The sequence below is a fragment of the Lapillicoccus jejuensis genome (assembly GCF_006715055.1).
GTDB lineage: Bacteria > Actinomycetota > Actinomycetes > Actinomycetales > Dermatophilaceae > Lapillicoccus > Lapillicoccus jejuensis.
Genome location: NZ_VFMN01000001.1, coordinates 3,471,839 through 3,488,728, shown reverse-complemented (window position 1 = coordinate 3,488,728; position 16,890 = coordinate 3,471,839). Strand labels below are relative to the sequence as shown.

Here is a 16,890-nt window from a genome sequence, read left to right as displayed (position 1 = left end):
CACACCGGGCACGGTGCGCGCACCGTGACGAGGGTCTGCGCGACGCGGCCACTCCCCTACTGCTCGACGACGAGGCGGACGCCGTCGGCGACCCGGTACGGCGACGCGGCGACCAGCGCGCCGACGGTGCGCCGCAGCCGGCTCACCTCGGCGCGGACGGTGACGACGTGCTGGTCGTCGCCGAAGAGCACCCGGCTCAGCGCGGCGGCGGTGAGGCCCTCCGGGCCGGCGGCGGCGAGCGCGCGCAGCACCGCAGCGTGCCGCGGGGTGAGCGAGGCCCGCCAGCCCGCGCCGCCCTCACCCGTGCCCGACACCTCGAGGACGGCGTCGCCGCCGACCGTGGTCAGCCGCGCGACGAGGGTCTCCTCGCGCCGGTCGGGCCGCACGAGCCAGCCCTCGCCGAGCCGCTCGGGCAGGCACAGGCCCAGCCCGGGGACGGTGAGCACCCGGTCGGGCCGCGGCGCCGCGATCCGGTCGCGGACGAGGACGCCGCTGTAGTGCGCGACCCACCCGTCGTCGTCGACGAGCAGCAGCGGACCACTGGTCGAGGCGAGCACGTGCTCGGCCGAGCGCCGCAGCCGCTGCAGCGACTGCTCGTGGTGGCGCCACAGCCGCGCCTCGGCGAGCTTGGTCGCCGTCTCGACGAGCGCGACGAGGGCCGGGTGCAGGGTGAGCGCGGGGCCGCTGACGTCGACGATCCCGAGCAGCGAGCCGGTGCGCGGGTCGTGCACGGGTGACGCCGTGCAGTACCAGGGGTGCTGGCCCTCCTCGAAGTGCTCGGCGGAGAACAGCTGCACCGGCGCCTGCTCGGCCAGCGCCGTGCCGATCGCGTTGGTGCCGACGTGGTCCTCGGTCCACGTCGCCCCCTCGGAGAAGCCGAGCTCGTCGGCCCGGCGCAGCACCCCGGCCGACCCCTCGCGCCACAGGATGACCCCGTCGGCGTCGGTGACGACGACGATGAACCGCGACGCGTCGGCGACCGAGGTCAGCACCGAGCGGATCTCGTCGACGACGAGCGCGAGCGGCGAGTGGTGCCGCCGCCGCTCGACCTCGGCCAGCGGCAGCGGGTCGCGCGCGTTGCACCGGGTGGGGTCGAGCCCCAGCCCGAGGACGCGCCGCCACGAGCGCGAGACGAGCGGGCGGGGACGGGCCGGGGGCGCCGTACCGCCCATGACCGCGTCGTGGACGCGCTGCAGCGCACGCGCGTGCTGCCCCAGGTCGGTGCCCGGGGTCACCGCGCCCCCGCCGTACGACGTCATGCCGGTCTCCTTCGACCCTCCACTGGCGGCCAGGGTAGCCCGCGGCGGTCGACGGGAGACCTGCCCGACCGGGTGCAACCCGCGGCAACCTCCCGCTGCAACGTGCTGCAACCCTTCCCCGGGGCGTCGTACGGGCGGTGTGCTGGCCCCACGCCGGGCCGACCTCTGCGGCCCGGGTGGCACGAAGGAGTGCAGATGACCGACACGTTGGAGCGTCCGGACACCCAGGCCGCGGGCGCCGACGACGCCCAGCGCCGCGCGCAGGCGTGGCTGGACGGGTTCCAGGACGCCCTGACCGCCCGCGACGTCGACCGCGCGGCGGGGATGTTCGCGGCGCAGAGCTTCTGGCGGGACCTCGTCTCGTTCACCTGGAACATCGCGACCGTCGAGAACCCCGAGGGCGTGCGCGACCTGCTCGCGGAGACCCTCGAGCGGACCGACCCGACGGGCTTCGCGACGAGCGAGCCGGCCACTGAGGACGGCGGTGTCGTCACCGCGTGGATCGTCTTCGAGACGGCGGTCGGGCGCGGCAACGGCCTGCTGCGGCTCAAGGAGGAGGACGGGCAGGACAAGGCGTGGACGCTGCTCTCCGCCCTGTACGAGCTGAAGGGTCACGAGGAGCCGCGCGGCACCCACCGGCCGATGGGCGCCGAGCACGGCGCCAGCAAGGACCGGCAGACCTGGAAGGAGAAGCGGCAGGCCGAGGCCGAGTCGCTCGGCTCGACGACGCAGCCGTACGTCCTCGTCATCGGCGGGGGTCAGGGCGGCATCGGCCTGGGGTCGCGGCTGCGCCAGCTCGGCGTGCCGTCGCTCGTCATCGACAAGCACCCCAACCCGGGTGACCAGTGGCGCGGGCGCTACAAGTCGCTGTGCCTGCACGACCCGGTCTGGTACGACCACCTGCCCTACCTGAAGTTCCCCGACAACTGGCCCGTCTTCGCGCCGAAGGACAAGATCGGCGACTGGCTCGAGGCCTACGTCAAGGTCATGGAGGTGCCCTACTGGAGCAGCACCGAGGCGAAGTCCGCGACGTGGTCCGAGGAGGCCCAGGAGTGGACCGTCGAGGTCGAGCGCGAGGGACAACCCCTGGTGCTGCGCCCGACGCAGCTCGTCTTCGCGACGGGGATGTCGGGCAAGCCCCGGATGCCCGAGGTCAAGGGCATCGACGTCTTCAAGGGCGACGTCCACCACTCCTCGCGGCACCCCGGGCCGGACGCCTACGCCGGCAAGAAGGCCGTCGTCATCGGCAGCAACAACAGCGCCTTCGACATCTGCGGGGCGCTGTGGGAGCACGACGTCGACGTGACCATGGTGCAGCGCTCCTCGACGCACATCGTCAAGAGCGCCAGCCTCATGGAGTACGGCCTCGGTGACCTCTACTCCGAGCGGGCGGTCGCGGCCGGGGTGACGACGGAGAAGGCCGACATGATCTTCGCCTCGCTCCCCTACCGGATCCTCCACGAGTTCCAGATCCCCGCCTACGAGAAGATGGCCGAGGTCGACAAGGACTTCTACGACCGGCTCGAGGCCGCCGGCTTCTGGCACGACTGGGGCGCCGACGGGTCGGGCCTGTTCATGAAGTACCTCCGGCGCGGCTCCGGCTACTACATCGACGTCGGCGCCGCCGACCTCGTCGCCAACGGCGACGTGCACCTCGTGCACGGTCAGATCGACCACCTCACCGAGGACGCCGTGGTGCTCGAGGACGGCACCGAGCTGCCCGCCGACCTCGTCGTCTTCGCCACCGGCTACAACTCGATGAACGGCTGGGTGGCCGACCTCATCGACCAGGAGACGGCCGACCGGGTGGGCAAGGTGTGGGGCCTCGGCTCGGACACGACCAAGGACCCCGGCCCGTGGGAGGGCGAGCAGCGCAACGTGTGGAAGCCGACCCAGGTGCCGAACCTGTGGATGCACGGCGGCAACCTGCACCAGTCGCGCCACTACTCGCTCTACCTCGCCCTCCAGCTCAAGGCGCGGTACGAGGGCCTCGACACCCCCGTCTACAAGCTCGCCGAGGTGTACCACACCGCCTGAGCCACTCGGGGACGACGACGAGGACACCCCACATGTTGCTGGCGATGGACATCCACCTCACGTCCCGAACCAGCAACACGTGGGGTGCCGGGCGGCGGGGCCGGTTGCGTCGTCGTGATGCTTCGCGTGTGCGCCAACCGCAGAAGCGCGTCATCACCGAAGCCGAGCTGCGCGGACTCGACGGGGGCGTCGCCCGATTCCTGCGCGACGGCGTGGTGGGCGGCGATCTGACGACGTCTCTCGCTGGGCTCCGCGACGGTCGGTGCACCGTCGAGTGGCTCGACGAACCCGAACGGTCGGCTCGACGGAGGGACCTCGGCCTGACGTGACCAGCTCAGGCGCCTGACACCCCACATGTTGCTGGTTCTGGACATCAGCTCGGATGTCCAGAATCAGCAACATGTGGGGTGTTCGGTGCGAGTCAGTGCGATACGGGGTCGTGCAGGGTGATGCGGACAGCCCGACCGCGCCGTACGGCGTCGTCGAGGACCGACCGCTTCGGGTCGGGCAGGTCGTAGAGCTCACGCCGCGGCAGCCCGGCGAGCGCACGCAGCCGCGGGTCGTCGAGGACCTCGCCGACGAGGGTGCGGTCGCCGCCGACGACCAGCCCCGTCGGCACCGACGGCGCCCCGGTGGGCGGTGACTCGTCACCCCCCAGCAGCACCCGCAGGGCGTGGCCGGCGACGGCGACGACGAGCGCGTCGGCCTGGTTGCCGCGCCGGCGCGCGAACCGCTGCTGCGACCACCCTCCCGCCGCCGTGCGGGACTGGACGTGCCGGGTGCCGACCTTGTGCTCGACGAGAACCCCGTCCCGGACCAGCGCGACGGCGTACCCGCCGCGCCGCACGAGCACGACCCCGAGCGGGTCGGCGTCGGACCACGTGAACGACGCGGTCGCCCCGTCGCCGCCGACCAGGACGGCGATCCGCGCGCCGTCGTACGACGTCGTGGCTCCCCCGTGCCGCTCGGCGAAGTTCGCGGCCCACCGCTCGACCCGCTCCGGTTCGACCTCGACGACCCGCTCGGGCCCGAGCTCGACCACGTCAGCGGATGGTCTTGCGCGCCGTGAGCTGGCCGGTGTCGAAGCCGAAGAGGTGCAGGCCGCCGTGGAAGCGGGCGTGCTCGATCTTCAGGCAGCGGTCCATGACGACGGTGAGGCCGCCCGCCTCCGCGACCGCCGCGGCCTCCTCGTTCCACACCCCGAGCTGCAGCCAGAGGGCCCTGGCCCCGACGGCGACGGCGTCGCGCGCCACCTGCGGGGTGTCCTCCGGCCGGCGGAACACGTCGACGAGGTCGGGCACGACGGGCAGCGAGGCGAGGTCGGGGTGCACCGGACGGCCGAGGATCGTCTCCCCCTTCGCCGCCGCGACCGGGTTGACGAAGTGGACGTCGTAGTCGGTCGAGGCCAGCAGGTACGTCGCGACGAAGTACGACGCCCGCGCCGGGTTCGGCGAGGCTCCCACCACCGCGACGGTGCGCGTCGACCGCAGCAGCGCGAGCCGCTCCTGCGCCGTGGGCCCGACCCAGGTCCGCTCCCCCATCACGCCTCCCTCACCGCGGTCGTCAGCGCCTGGTCGAGGTCGGCGACGATGTCCTCGACGTCCTCGATGCCGACCGAGATCCGCACCAGCCCCGGACCGACCCCGGCGTCGAGCAGCTGCTGCTCGCTCAGCTGGGCGTGCGTCGTCGAGGCCGGGTGGATGACGAGCGTCTTCGTGTCACCGATGTTGGCCAGGTGCGAGGCGAGGTCGAGCGACTCGATGAACCGCTGCCCCACCGCGCGCCCGCCGGCCAGCTCGAAGGTGAACACCGCGCCCGGCCCCTTGGGCAGGTAGCGCCTCGCCCGCTCGTGGTCCGGGTGCGACGGCAGCCCGGCCCAGTTCACCTGCGAGACACGGGGATCCGCCTCGAGCCACTCGGCGACGACCCGGGCGTTCGCGACGTGCTGCTCCATCCGCAGCGGCAGGGTCTCCAGCCCCTGCGCCAGCAGCCAGGCGGAGTGCGGGCTGAGCACCGGCCCGAGGTCGCGCAGCTGCTCGGCCCGCAGCCGGGTGAGGAACGCGTACTCGCCGAAGTTGCCGTGCCAGGTCAGGCCGCCGTAGTGCGGCACCTCCTCGGTGAACAGCGGGAACCGCCCGTTGGCCCAGTCGAAGCGGCCCGACTCGACGACCACCCCGCCGAGCGTCGTGCCGTGCCCACCGAGGAACTTCGTCGCCGAGTGCACGACGACGTCGGCCCCCCACTCCATCGGCCGGTTGAGGTACGGCGTCGCCACCGTCGAGTCCACGACGAGCGGCACCCCGTGGCTGTGCGCCACCTCGGCCAGCCCGGCGAGGTCGGCCACCGCGCCGGACGGGTTCGCCACCGACTCGACGAAGACGAGCTTGGTGCGGTCGGTGATCGCGGCGTCGTACGCCGCCGGGTCGCCGGAGGCGACGAACGTCGTCTCCACCCCGAAACGGCGCAGCGTGACGTCGAGCTGGGTGACGGTGCCGCCGTACAGGCTCGATGAGGCGACGACCTCGTCCCCCGCACCGGCCAGCGCCGCGAAGACGAGCAGCTCGGCGCCGAGCCCGGACGACGTCGCGACGGCGCCGAGCCCGCCCTCGAGCGAGGCGACCCGCTCCTCGAAGCTCGCGACCGTCGGGTTGGACAGCCGGCTGTAGATGTTGCCGTACTTCTGCAGGGCGAACCGGGCCGCCGCGTCGGCGGTGTCGTCAAAGACGAACGCGCTGGACTGGTAGATCGGCAGCGCCCGCGCGCCGTGCACGGCGTCCGGGATCGCCCCGGCGTGGACGGCGCGGGTGCGGAAGCCGTAGGTCCGCTCTGAGCGGGCGGGCGGAGACGGGGTGGACGGCGGTGTCGGGTCGGGCACGACCCCAGTCTCACCCCTCGACCCCGCCGCCGGCGCGACGGGTCGGCGCTGCACGACCACCGGAGCGCCGCAACAGCCTGTCCACGGCGTCCTCGGCGGGGTTATCTTCCGGGCGCCCACCATCCTTCTCGGGGAGGACCCCAGTGCGACCTCGACGACTCCTCACCATCGTCGCGGCGGGTGCCACCGCCAGCGCGCTCGCCCTCGCGGGGGCCGCCCCCGCCGGGGCCTACACGACCACCCCGGTGACGTGCGCCCAGCCCGACGGCCGGGTGTCCGCCATCGCGCTGTCCGGCGGGGTCGCCTACCTCGGCGGCCGGTTCACCACCGTCCGGGACCGCAACGGCACCTCGCAGCCACGGGCCCACCTTGCCGCCGTCGACCTGGCCACCTGCTCGCTCACGGGGTGGCGAGCCGACACGGACGGCGAGGTCACCGCCCTCGCCGTCTCCTCCGGCGTCGTCTACGCCGGCGGGTCCTTCACCACCGTGCAGGGCGCCGCGCGCAGCCGGCTGGCCGGCGTGACGACCGCCGGCGGTCTCACCGGGCTCGACGGGCGCCTCGACGGGTCGGTGCTCGGACTGGCCGTCCGGTCGGGCGTCCTGTACGCCGGCGGCACCTTCCGCACGTCCGGCGGGGCCGTCCGCAATCGTCTGGCCGCCTGGTCGACGAGCGGCAACGGCCTCACCGGGTGGGCGCCCACCGCGTCCGCGGCGGTCGAGGCGGTCGCGACCGACGCCACCCGGGTCTACGTCGGCGGCGACTTCGCCAAGGTCGGCGGCGACCCGGCCGCCACCCACCTCGCCGCCCTCGACCCGACCAGCGGCGCGGTGCTGCCCACGTTCCGGCCCCGGCCCGCCTTCCCCGTCCGGGGGATCGCCGTGGACTCCTCGGTCGTCGCCGTCGCCGGGGCCGGCGGTGGCGGCCGTCTGGCGACGTACCGCCTCGACGGCACGCTCGCCCGCACCCCGTGGCAGACGGACGGGGACGTCCAGACCGTCACCCTCGCCGGGTCGACGCTCGTCGCGGGCGGCCACTTCGCGCGCGTCTGCCTCGGCGGACGGACCGCGACGACGAACTGCGCCGACCCGGTCACCCGCAAGAAGGGCTTCGCGGTCGACCGCGCGTCGGGCACGGTCACCGGGTGGGGACCGCGGTTCAACTCCGCCGGGGGGCTGTTCGCCTCGGCGTACGACGCCGCGACCGGCCGGCTCTGGGTGGGGGGCGACTTCACCACCGTCGACGGACGGGCCGTCCCCCACCTCGCCGTGTTCTGACGCGGGCCGCGTCCGGACGCGCCTACGGCCGCCACCCCGGGGGTGGCGGCCGTCGGTCGTGGTGCGGGTCGCTCGGTGGCGCGGGCCTCGGGTCAGAGGTTGAAGCCGAGGGCGCGCAGCTGCTCGCGGCCGTCGTCGGTGATCTTGTCCGGACCCCACGGCGGCATCCAGACCCAGTTGATCCGGAAGCCGTTGGTGAGGCCGTCGAGCGCGGTGGCGGTCTGGTCCTCGATGACGTCGGTCAGCGGGCAGGCCGCCGACGTCAGCGTCATGTCGATGACGGCGGCGGCGCCGGAGTCGACGGTGATGCCGTAGACGAGGCCGAGGTCGACGACGTTGATCCCCAGCTCGGGGTCGACGACGTCGCGCATGGCCTCCTCGACGTCGGCGACGTCGACGGGGCGCTGGGTGTCGGTCATGGTGGTTCCGTCCTCGTGGTCTACGGGTCTGCGGTCTGTCGGTCAGCGGGTGGGGGCGGTGGTCACGGGGGCGATGTCGACCCCGCTGCGGGCGAGCGCGTCGGTGAAGGCCGTCCAGCCCAGCAACGCGCACTTGACCCGCGAGGGGTACTTCGCGACGCCGGCCAGGGCGACGCCGTCCCCGAGAACGTCCTCGTCGCCGGAGTCCTTCCCCTTCGAGGTGACCATCGCGCGCATGGCGGCGACGACCTCGAGGGCCTGCGCCACCGGCTTGCCGGTGACCTCCTCGGCGAGCACCGAGGTGGAGGCGACGGAGATCGAGCAGCCGAGGGCGTCGTACGAGAGGTCGCGGACGACCGCGTCCTCGCCCTCGCCGTCGACCTCGACGCGCAGCGTCACCTCGTCGCCGCAGGTCGGGTTGACGTGGTGCACCTCGGCGTCGAACGGCTCGCGCAGCCCGGCGTGCCGGGGGCGCTTGCTGTGGTCGAGGATGAGCTCCTGGTAGAGGTCCATCAGGAGGCCACCTTCTCGCCCACGGGCAGCCCGAACGTCGCCGGCACCCGGTCGAGCGCGTCGAGCAGGACCTGGACCTCGTCGAGCGTGTTGTAGGCCGCGAAGGTGGCCCGGGTCGTCGCGGTCACCCCGAGCGCGCGGTGCAGCGGCCAGGCGCAGTGGTGCCCGACCCGGACGGCGATACCGGCGTCGTCGAGGACCTGGCCGACGTCGTGGGCGTGGACGGACTCGCCCCCCGCCTCGACGACGAACGCGACGGTCGCGCCCCGCTCCTCGGCGCCCGCCGGGCCGACGACGCGCACCCACGGCCGCTGGGCGAGCCCGTCGAGCAGCGCCTGGGTCAGCCGGCGCTCGTGCGCGGCGACCCGGTCGAGCCCGAGCTCGGTGAGGTACTGCACGGCCGCCGCCAGGCCGATGGCCTGCGCCGCGGCGGGCACACCGGCCTCGAACTTCTGCGGAACGGGGGCGTACGTCGAGCCCTCCATCGTCACCGTCTCGATCATCGACCCGCCGGTGAGGAACACGGGCATGGCGTCGAGCAGCTCGGCGCGGCCCCACAGCACCCCGATCCCGAGAGGGCCGAAGAGCTTGTGACCACTGAAGGCGAGCAGGTCGACGTCGAGCTCGGCGACGTCGATGGCCAGGTGCGGCGCCGACTGGCAGGCATCGAGGACCACGAGCGCCCCGACGGCGTGCGCGCGGTCGGCCAGCTCGCGGACCGGGTTGACGGTGCCGAGGACGTTGGAGACGTGCGTGAAGGCGAAGACCTTCGTGCGCTCGGTGAGCAGCTCGTCGAGCGTCGTCAGGTCGAGGAGCCCGTCGGCCGTCACCGGCACCCAACGCAGCGTGGCGCCGGTGCGCCGGCACAGCTCCTGCCACGGCACGAGGTTGGCGTGGTGCTCCATCTGCGTGACGAGCACCTCGTCGCCCGGCCCGATCCGGAACCGGTCGGCGGCCGCCCCGGTCGCTCCCCCGCCGCCGGCGCCGGCGTTGGAGAACGCGTACGCGACGAGGTTGAGCGACTCGGTGGCGTTCTTGGTGAAGACGACCTCGTGCGCCGGCGCGCCGACGAGGCCCGCGATGATCTCGCGCGCGGCCTCGTACAGCCCGGTGCCCTCCTCGGAGAGCTGGTGCGCCCCGCGGTGGACGGCCGAGTTGTGCCGCTCGTAGAACTCCTGCTCGGCGGCCAGCACGACCCACGGCTTCTGCGACGTGGCGCCCGAGTCCAGGTAGACCAGCGGGCGCCCGTCGCGGACGGTGCGCGTGAGGATGGGGAAGTCGCCGCGGATCGCGGTGACCTCCTCGTCGGTGAAGGGCTCGCCGTACGGCGCCCCGGTGCCGGCCGCCGTGGGACTCACGCCTTCGCGGGGGTGAGGAAGCGGTCGTAGCCCTCGTCCTCGAGACGCTGGGCCAGCTCCGGGCCACCCTCCTCGACGACCTTGCCGTCGACGAAGACGTGGACGAAGTCGGGCTTGATGTAGCGCAGGATCCGCGTGTAGTGCGTGATGAGCAGGACGCCGACGTCGGTGCCCTCCTTGGCGCGGTTGACGCCCTCGCTGACGATCCGCAGCGCGTCGACGTCGAGGCCGGAGTCGGTCTCGTCGAGGATGGCGACCTTGGGCTTGAGCAGCTCCATCTGGAGGATCTCGTGGCGCTTCTTCTCGCCGCCGGAGAAGCCCTCGTTGACGTTGCGCTCGGCGAAGGCCGGGTCCATCCGCAGCTCGTCCATCGCGGTGCGGACGTCCTTGACCCAGGTGCGCAGCTTGGGCGCCTCGCCGTCGATGGCGGTCTTGGCGGTGCGCAGGAAGTTCGACACGGTCACGCCGGGGACCTCGACGGGGTACTGCATCGCGAGGAACAGGCCGGCGCGGGCGCGCTCGTCGACCGACATCGCGAGGACGTCCTCGCCGTCGAGGGTGACGGTGCCGCTGGTGACGGTGTACTTGGGGTGGCCGGCGATCGAGTAGGCCAGCGTGGACTTGCCGGAGCCGTTGGGACCCATGATGGCGTGGGTCTCACCGGAGCGGACCGTGAGGTCGACGCCGCGGAGGATCTCCTTGACGCCGTCGCCGGCCTCCGGGCCGTCACCGGCGTCGACCGTGACGTGCAGGTCGCGGATCTCGAGCGTGGTCATGGTGATCTGTCTTCTCTCTTCGAGGGGGTCGGGGGGAGCGGTGGGGGCCGTCAGCGGGACAGGCGCACGAGCACGTCGTCGCCGTCGACGCGGACCTCATGGACGGCGACGGGCCGCGTCGCCGGCGGTCCGGACGGCTCGCCGGTGCGCAGGTCGAAGCGCGAGCCGTGCAGCCAGCACTCGAGGGTGCAGCCGTCGACCTCGCCCTCGGCGAGCGAGACGTCGGCGTGGGTGCAACGGTCGTCGACGCAGTGCCAGCCGCCGTCGGCGTCGCGCACCAGCGCGACGATCCGCCCGTCGACGTCGGCCCGCGCGGCCGTGCCGGGGGCGACGTCACCGACGGCGCAGACGGGGGTGAACCCGTCCTGCGCGTCGGCGGACGTCGTGTCGGGCTGAGCGCTCACGCGCCCGCCCCGACCTGCGCCCCGACCTGGGCGCCCGCGGCGGCCGCCCCGGCGAGCTCGGCGTCGATGTCGGCGTAGAGCCGGTCGCGCAGCTCGGCGACGGGGATCTGGTTGACGACGTCGACGAGGAAGCCGCGCACGACGAGCCGGCGGGCCTGGTCCTCGGGGATGCCGCGGGCCTGCAGGTAGAACAGCTGCTCGTCATCGAACCGGCCGGTGGCCGAGGCGTGCCCGGCGCCGACGATCTCGCCGGTCTCGATCTCGAGGTTGGGCACCGAGTCGGCCCGCGCCCCGTCGGTGAGGACGAGGTTGCGGTTGAGCTCGTAGGTCTCGGTGTCGGTCGCCTCCGCCCGGATGAGCACGTCGCCCACCCAGACGGTGTGCGCCGACTCGCCCTGCAGCGCGCCCTTGTAGGTGACGAGGCTCTTGCAGCGCGGCTGGTCGTGGTCGACGAAGCTGCGGTGCTCGAGGTGCTGGCCGCTGTCGGCGAAGTAGACGCCGAGCAGCGTCGCGTCGCCGCCCGGGCCGGCGTACCGCACGTTGGCGTTGAGCCGGACGATGCCGCCGCCGAGGGTGACCGCGATGTGTTTGTACGTCGCGTCGCGGCCGACGAGCGCGTCGTGCTGCCCGAGGTGGTGGGCGTCGTCGTCCCAGTGCTGGATCGTCACGACGGTCAGCTGGGCGCCGTCGCCGACGAGCACCTCGACGTTGCCGGTGTGGTCGCTCGAGCCGGTGTGCTCGAGGACGACGACGGCCCGGCTGTGACGGCCCGCCTCGATGACGACGTGGCCGTTCGAGCGGCGCCCGGCGCCGTGCCCGTGCACCTGGACCCGCAGCGGGACGTCGTACTCGGCCTCGGCGGGGACGCGCACGTGCAGCGCCTGCTCGACGTTGGCCGACGCGACGACCGCGGCGCGGTCGGCAGGCACGAGGACGCTGCCCCGCGGCGCCTGGCCCGCGGCGAGGGTGCCGGGGAACGCCTCGGTCGGCCCCTCGACGTCGTACGACGCCGCGGGGTCGCCGTCGTGGTCGTCGCCGGCGCGGTCCGCGAACAGCGGGCGGAGCCGGTCGACGGGGGTGAAGCGCCACTCCTCCTCGCGACCGCCCGGCACCGGGATGTCGGCGACGTCGAACGACGTGCGTCGCTCGGCGCGCGACTGGTCCGGGACGAACGCCTCGGCGGAGTCGGTGTGGCCCTGCGTGCCCGGAGCCCCTGCGGGGGCTCCGGTGGTCTTCTCCAACAGCGGCATCAGCCGACTGCTCCTTCCATCTGCAGCTCGATGAGGCGGTTCAGCTCGAGGGCGTACTCCATGGGCAGCTCGCGCGCGATCGGCTCGACGAAGCCGCGCACGATCATCGCCATCGCCTCCTCCTCCGACATCCCGCGGGACTGGAGGTAGAAGAGCTGGTCCGCGGACACCTTGGAGACGGTCGCCTCGTGACCCATCTGCACGTCGTCCTCGCGGACGTCGACGTAGGGGTAGGTGTCGGACCGGCTGATCGAGTCGACGAGCAGCGCGTCGCAGCGCACGGTGGAGCGGCTGTTCGTCGCGCCTTCCATGACCTGGATGAGGCCGCGGTACGACGTGCGGCCACCGCCGCGCGCGACCGACTTCGAGACGATCGTCGAGGAGGTGTTCGGCGCCTGGTGGACCATCTTCGCGCCGGCGTCCTGGTGCTGGCCCTCGCCCGCGAAGGCGATCGAGAGGGTCTCGCCCTTGGCGTGCTCGCCGAGGAGGTAGACCGCCGGGTACTTCATCGTCACCTTGGAGCCGATGTTGCCGTCGATCCACTCCATCGTCGCGCCCTCGGCGCACGTGGCGCGCTTGGTGACGAGGTTGTAGACGTTGTTCGACCAGTTCTGGATCGTCGTGTAGCGCACGCGGGCGTTCTTCTTCACGACGATCTCGACCACCGCGGAGTGCAGCGAGTCCGACTTGTAGATCGGCGCGGTGCAGCCCTCGACGTAGTGCACGTCGGAGCCCTCGTCGGCGATGATCAGCGTCCGCTCGAACTGGCCCATGTTCTCGGTGTTGATCCGGAAGTAGGCCTGCAGCGGGATGTCGACCTTGACGTTCTTCGGCACGTAGATGAACGAGCCGCCCGACCACACCGCGGTGTTGAGCGAGGCGAACTTGTTGTCGCCGGCGGGGATCACCGAGGTGAAGTACTCGCGGAACAGGTCCTCGTGCTCGCGCAGACCGGTGTCCGTGTCGACGAAGATGACGCCCTTCTCCTCCAGGTCCTCGCGGATCTGGTGGTAGACGACCTCCGACTCGTACTGCGCGGCGACGCCGGCGATGAGGCGCTGCTTCTCCGCCTCGGGGATACCGAGCTTGTCGTAGGTGCGCTTGATGTCCTCGGGCAGGTCGTCCCAGGAGGTGGCCTGCTTCTCCGTGGAGCGCACGAAGTACTTGATGTTCTGGAAGTCGATCCCGGTCAGGTCCGAGCCCCAGGTCGGCATGGGCTTCTTGCCGAAGAGCTTCAGCGACCGCAGCCGCAGGTCCAGCATCCACTGCGGCTCGTTCTTCAGCGCGCTGATGTTGCGCACCGTGTCCTCGCTCAGGCCGCGCTTGGCCAGCGCGCCGGCGGCGTCGCTGTCGGCCCAGCCGTACTCGTAGCGACCGAGGTCCTTCAGTCCGGGGTTGAGCTCCTCGACGGACGACGTCATCGGGGCGACCTTTCATCGGTGGTGTGGGCGGTGGTGGTCTCGGGGGTCCCGGCCGGGGCCGGGGTGGGCACGAACGTCGTGCAGACGTGGGCGCCGCCGGCCAGGGTGGCCAGGCGCTGGACGTGGACACCGAGCAGACGCGAGATGGCCTCGGTCTCGGCGTCGCAGATGGCGGGGAACTCCTCGGCCACCCCGCCGACGGGACAGTGTCCCTGGCACAGCTGCACCCCGTGCCGCGAGGTGCCGGGCAGCCCGACCGGGCGGGCGCTGGCGGCGTACCCGTCCTGGGTCATCGCCTCGACGAGCGCACCGACCCGCTGCTGCGGGTCGTCGTACGGGGCCACGGCTGCGGCGTACCGGGCGGCCAGCTCGCCGACCCGCTCGCGCGCGAACGCGTCGACGGCGTCGGGGCCGGCGTGGCTGGCGAGGAAGCGCAGGGCCTGCGCGGCGAGGTCCTCGTAGTCGTGCTCGAGGGCGCGGTGCCCGGCCTCGGAGAGGACCCACGCGCGGGCCGGTCGACCACGGCCGCGCGAGGCCGTGCCGGCGGGCACCTGCTCCTCGATGACCGACTGCTCGGCGAGGGCGTCGAGGTGGCGACGGACCGCGGCCGGGGTCAGCCCCAGCCGCTCCCCGATCTGCGCCGCGGTCACCGGGGCGTGCTCGCTGATGTCGGCGAGGACCCGCTCGCGGGTGCGGCGCTCGAGATGGCGCGCCGACTCCTCCGGCGTGCGCTCGAGGTCCGCTCCGATAAACACCACACCATTGTGACGTAATTGCCGAGGGCGGCGGTAGTGAGGGTCCCCTCACCACCACCGCCCTCGGCGCACAGGCCGGTCAGCGGGTGAGGAAGGTCACGAGCGCCTGGTTGAGCTCGTCCGGGTGGCTGTGGGTCAGGCCGTGCGGGCCGCCCTCGACGAGGTGCAGCTGCGCGCCCGGCACGGTCGCGGCGGTGCGCTTCCCGGAGGCCTCGGCCGGCACGATGGCGTCGCCGTCGCCGTGCACGACGAGGGTCGGCACGGTGATCTTCTCGAGGTCGGCGCGGAAGTCGGTCGTGCCGAAGGCCGTGATGCACGCGAGCGCCGCCTGCTGGTCCGACTGCTGCGCGAGCGCGACGGCCGCGTCGACGTCGGCCTCGGAGACCTCGAGCTCGCCGTCCACCGAGAAGAAGTCGCGGGTGAACTGCGGGAAGAACCCGTCACGGTCGGCGGCCAGCCCGTCCTTCATCCCCTGCACGGCGGCCTCGTCGAGCGCGCCGTCCGGGTTGTCCCCGCCCTTGAGCAGGTACGGCGGCACGGCGGCGACGAAGGCGACGCTGTGGACGCCCGACTCGCCGTACGTCCCGACGTAGCGCGCGACCTCGCCGCCGCCCATCGAGAAGCCGACGAGGGAGACGTCGGTGAGCCCGAGCCCGTCGACGACGCCCTTGAGGTCGGCGGCGAAGGTGTCGTAGTCGTAGCCGTCCGCGGGCTTGTCGGACCGACCGAACCCGCGCCGGTCGTAGGTGACGACGCGCAGGCCGGCGCCGGTGAGGGCGGGGACCTGCTTCTCCCAGGAGGCGCCGCTGAGCGGCCAGCCGTGGACGAGGACGACGGGGCGACCGTCGCCGCCGGAGTCCTCGACGTGCAGCTGGACGCCGTTCGCGCCGGTGACGCGGCTGGTGGTGCTCATGGTGTGGTGCTCCTCACGGTCGTCGGGTACGCGGGTCGGACCCGGGGGCCCGAGCACGGTGATGGATTCCCTCGCGCGCGAGGTGACAAACGCGTCGCCTACGATCGGACCTCGTGCCCGTCCCGCCCCCCGCCGTCGCCCTCGAGGGCGTCGTCCGCCGGTTCGGCGACTTGACCGCGGTCGACGCGATGACCTGGTCGGCCGCCGCGTCCAGCGTCACCGCCCTGCTCGGCCCCAACGGGGCCGGCAAGACGACCGCGGTCGAGTGCGCCGTCGGCCTGCAGCGCCCGGACGGCGGCACCGTGCGCGTCCTCGGCGAGGACCCCTGGCACTCCCCCGCCGGGCACCGCGCCCGGGTCGGGGTCATGCTCCAGTCCGGCGGTCTGCCCAACGGCACGACGGCGCTGCGCCTGCTGCGCCACCTCGCGTCGCTCTACGCGGCCCCCGCCGACGTCGACGCCCTCGCCGCGGCGCTCGGGATCGACGGCTTCGCCCGGACCACGGTCCGCCGGCTCTCCGGCGGGCAGCGGCAGCGGGTGGCGCTGGCGGCCGCCCTCGTCGGGCGCCCCGAGGTCGTCTTCCTCGACGAGCCGACGGCCGGGCTCGACCCGCACGCCCGGCTCGACGTCTACGACCTGGTCCGCGGGCTGCGTGACGACGGCACGACGGTCGTCGTGACGACGCACTCGTTCGAGGAGGCCGAGCGACTCGCCGACCACCTCGTCATCGTCAGCGAGGGCCGCACGGTCGCGGAGGGTCCCGTCGCCGACGTCGTCGGGGACGGCTCGCTGGAGGACGTCTACTTCGACCTCACGAGGAGGATGCGCCGGTGACGACGCCCGACCTGTCGCCCACCGTCGGTGCCGGCGGCGCCACCCACGCCGGGCCGGCCCCCGCCCGCGCGCGGGTGCTCGCGCAGGCGCGCTTCGAGGCCGCCACCCTGCTGCGCAACGGCGAGCAGCTGCTCGTCTCGCTCGTCCTGCCCCTCGGTGCCCTCGTCGGCCTCGTCCTCGCCTCCGTGCCGTCGCTGGGCGACGGGCGACGGGTCGACGTCGCCACCCCGGGCGTGCTCGCCCTGTGCGTGGTCTCGGCCGCCTTCACCTCGCAGGCCATCGCCACCGGCTTCGACCGCCGGTACGCCGTCCTGCGGCTGCTCGGCACGACCCCGCTGGGGCGCGACGGGCTGCTCGCCGCCAAGGCGGTGGCGACCCTGGCCGTCGAGGTCCTCCAGTGGCTCGTCATCGGCGTGGTCGCCGCGCTGCTCGGCTGGCGCCCGGAGGCGCTGGGGTGGGCACCCGCGCTGGTCTTCCTGCTCGTCGGGACCTGGGCCTTCGTCGCCCTCGCCCTCCTCCTCGCGGGGACCCTCCGCGCCGAGGGCGTGCTCGCCGTCGCCAACCTCGTGTGGATCCTGCTCGTCGGCCTCGGCGGGGTGCTCGTGCCCCGCTCCGAGCTGCCGGCCGGGCTGTCCCACATCGCCCTCCTGCTCCCCTCGTCCGCCCTGGCCGACGGCCTGCGCGGCGCCTTCGTGACCGGCACGCTCGCGGCGGGGTCGCTGCTCGTGCTCGTCGGCTGGGGCGTCGTCGCGACGCTGCTCGCCCGGCGCACCTTCCGCTGGTCCGACTGAGTCCCGACG

At 73.3% G+C, this 16,890-nt stretch carries 18 protein-coding genes; 5 read left to right on the top strand and 13 right to left on the bottom strand.

Going from position 1 to position 16,890, the window contains the following annotated elements:
* Positions 1-56: 56 nt before the first annotated feature.
* A complete protein-coding gene (locus FB458_RS16175) occupies positions 57-1,259 on the bottom strand; it encodes a GAF domain-containing protein (protein ID WP_141849406.1) in 1,203 nt (400 codons plus the stop codon).
* A gap of 195 nt (positions 1,260-1,454) precedes the next feature.
* Between FB458_RS16175 and FB458_RS16170 the strand changes: the two genes are divergently transcribed.
* Positions 1,455-3,296 carry a flavin-containing monooxygenase gene (locus FB458_RS16170; RefSeq protein WP_141849405.1) on the top strand — a complete coding sequence of 614 codons (1,842 nt, stop codon included), beginning with the start codon at positions 1,455-1,457 and terminating at the stop codon, positions 3,294-3,296.
* A gap of 32 nt (positions 3,297-3,328) precedes the next feature.
* Positions 3,329-3,625, top strand: coding sequence for a hypothetical protein (locus FB458_RS16165; RefSeq protein WP_141849404.1), 297 nt, complete (start codon positions 3,329-3,331; stop codon positions 3,623-3,625).
* Positions 3,626-3,717: 92 nt separating this feature from the next.
* Here FB458_RS16165 and FB458_RS16160 read toward each other — a convergent pair whose 3' ends face one another.
* From FB458_RS16160 to FB458_RS16150, 3 genes are read right to left on the bottom strand one after another with little or no spacing between them, the layout of a single operon-like run.
* Positions 3,718-4,338 (bottom strand): acVLRF1 family peptidyl-tRNA hydrolase, encoded by a 621-nt coding sequence (locus FB458_RS16160; RefSeq protein ID WP_141849403.1) that lies wholly within the window; start codon positions 4,336-4,338, stop codon positions 3,718-3,720.
* A gap of 1 nt (position 4,339) precedes the next feature.
* Complete coding sequence (locus FB458_RS16155) at positions 4,340-4,837, bottom strand: CoA-binding protein (protein WP_141849402.1); 498 nt, start codon at positions 4,835-4,837, stop codon at positions 4,340-4,342.
* Complete coding sequence (locus FB458_RS16150) at positions 4,837-6,171, bottom strand: O-acetylhomoserine aminocarboxypropyltransferase/cysteine synthase family protein (protein ID WP_246061283.1); 1,335 nt, start codon at positions 6,169-6,171, stop codon at positions 4,837-4,839. Before FB458_RS16150 ends, FB458_RS16155 begins: the two co-directional genes overlap by 1 nt.
* Before the next feature lie 143 nt (positions 6,172-6,314).
* On the opposite strand from FB458_RS16150, the gene FB458_RS21430 reads away from it, so the two are divergent.
* On the top strand, positions 6,315-7,448 hold the full coding sequence (locus tag FB458_RS21430) for a hypothetical protein (RefSeq protein ID WP_170185707.1): 1,134 nt from the start codon (positions 6,315-6,317) through the stop codon (positions 7,446-7,448).
* A gap of 92 nt (positions 7,449-7,540) precedes the next feature.
* Here FB458_RS21430 and FB458_RS16140 read toward each other — a convergent pair whose 3' ends face one another.
* The 9 genes from FB458_RS16140 to FB458_RS16100 all read right to left on the bottom strand — a co-directional run bounded on the left by FB458_RS16140 (position 7,541) and on the right by FB458_RS16100 (position 15,257).
* Complete coding sequence (locus tag FB458_RS16140; RefSeq protein WP_141849400.1) at positions 7,541-7,867, bottom strand: metal-sulfur cluster assembly factor; 327 nt, start codon at positions 7,865-7,867, stop codon at positions 7,541-7,543.
* A 42-nt stretch (positions 7,868-7,909) separates the two neighbouring features.
* A complete protein-coding gene (gene sufU / locus FB458_RS16135) occupies positions 7,910-8,380 on the bottom strand; it encodes a Fe-S cluster assembly sulfur transfer protein SufU (protein WP_141849399.1) in 471 nt (156 codons plus the stop codon).
* Positions 8,380-9,738, bottom strand: a complete 1,359-nt coding sequence (locus tag FB458_RS16130) for a SufS family cysteine desulfurase (RefSeq protein ID WP_141849398.1) — start codon at positions 9,736-9,738, stop codon at positions 8,380-8,382. The genes sufU and FB458_RS16130 overlap by 1 nt, the downstream gene beginning before the upstream one ends.
* Positions 9,735-10,514: a Fe-S cluster assembly ATPase SufC gene (gene sufC, locus FB458_RS16125; protein ID WP_141849397.1), complete on the bottom strand. Its 780-nt coding sequence runs from the start codon at positions 10,512-10,514 to the stop codon at positions 9,735-9,737. The genes FB458_RS16130 and sufC overlap by 4 nt, the downstream gene beginning before the upstream one ends.
* A 50-nt stretch (positions 10,515-10,564) precedes the next feature.
* Positions 10,565-10,918, bottom strand: a complete 354-nt coding sequence (locus FB458_RS16120; RefSeq protein ID WP_141849396.1) for a non-heme iron oxygenase ferredoxin subunit — start codon at positions 10,916-10,918, stop codon at positions 10,565-10,567.
* Positions 10,915-12,168, bottom strand: a complete 1,254-nt coding sequence (sufD, locus tag FB458_RS16115) for a Fe-S cluster assembly protein SufD (protein WP_141849395.1) — start codon at positions 12,166-12,168, stop codon at positions 10,915-10,917. Before sufD ends, FB458_RS16120 begins: the two co-directional genes overlap by 4 nt.
* A complete protein-coding gene (sufB, locus tag FB458_RS16110; protein ID WP_141849394.1) occupies positions 12,168-13,589 on the bottom strand; it encodes a Fe-S cluster assembly protein SufB in 1,422 nt (473 codons plus the stop codon). The genes sufD and sufB overlap by 1 nt, the downstream gene beginning before the upstream one ends.
* Entirely contained in the window at positions 13,586-14,344 is a 759-nt protein-coding gene (locus tag FB458_RS16105) for a helix-turn-helix transcriptional regulator (protein WP_342778067.1), read from the bottom strand. The genes sufB and FB458_RS16105 overlap by 4 nt, the downstream gene beginning before the upstream one ends.
* Positions 14,345-14,423: 79 nt before the next feature.
* Positions 14,424-15,257: an alpha/beta fold hydrolase gene (locus FB458_RS16100; RefSeq protein WP_141849392.1), complete on the bottom strand. Its 834-nt coding sequence runs from the start codon at positions 15,255-15,257 to the stop codon at positions 14,424-14,426.
* 188 nt (positions 15,258-15,445) lie between these two features.
* On the opposite strand from FB458_RS16100, the gene FB458_RS16095 reads away from it, so the two are divergent.
* On the top strand, positions 15,446-16,090 hold the full coding sequence (locus tag FB458_RS16095; RefSeq protein ID WP_141850645.1) for an ABC transporter ATP-binding protein: 645 nt from the start codon (positions 15,446-15,448) through the stop codon (positions 16,088-16,090).
* Positions 16,087-16,881 carry an ABC transporter permease gene (locus FB458_RS16090; protein ID WP_246061281.1) on the top strand — a complete coding sequence of 265 codons (795 nt, stop codon included), beginning with the start codon at positions 16,087-16,089 and terminating at the stop codon, positions 16,879-16,881. Before FB458_RS16095 ends, FB458_RS16090 begins: the two co-directional genes overlap by 4 nt.
* Positions 16,882-16,890 lie beyond the last annotated feature (9 nt).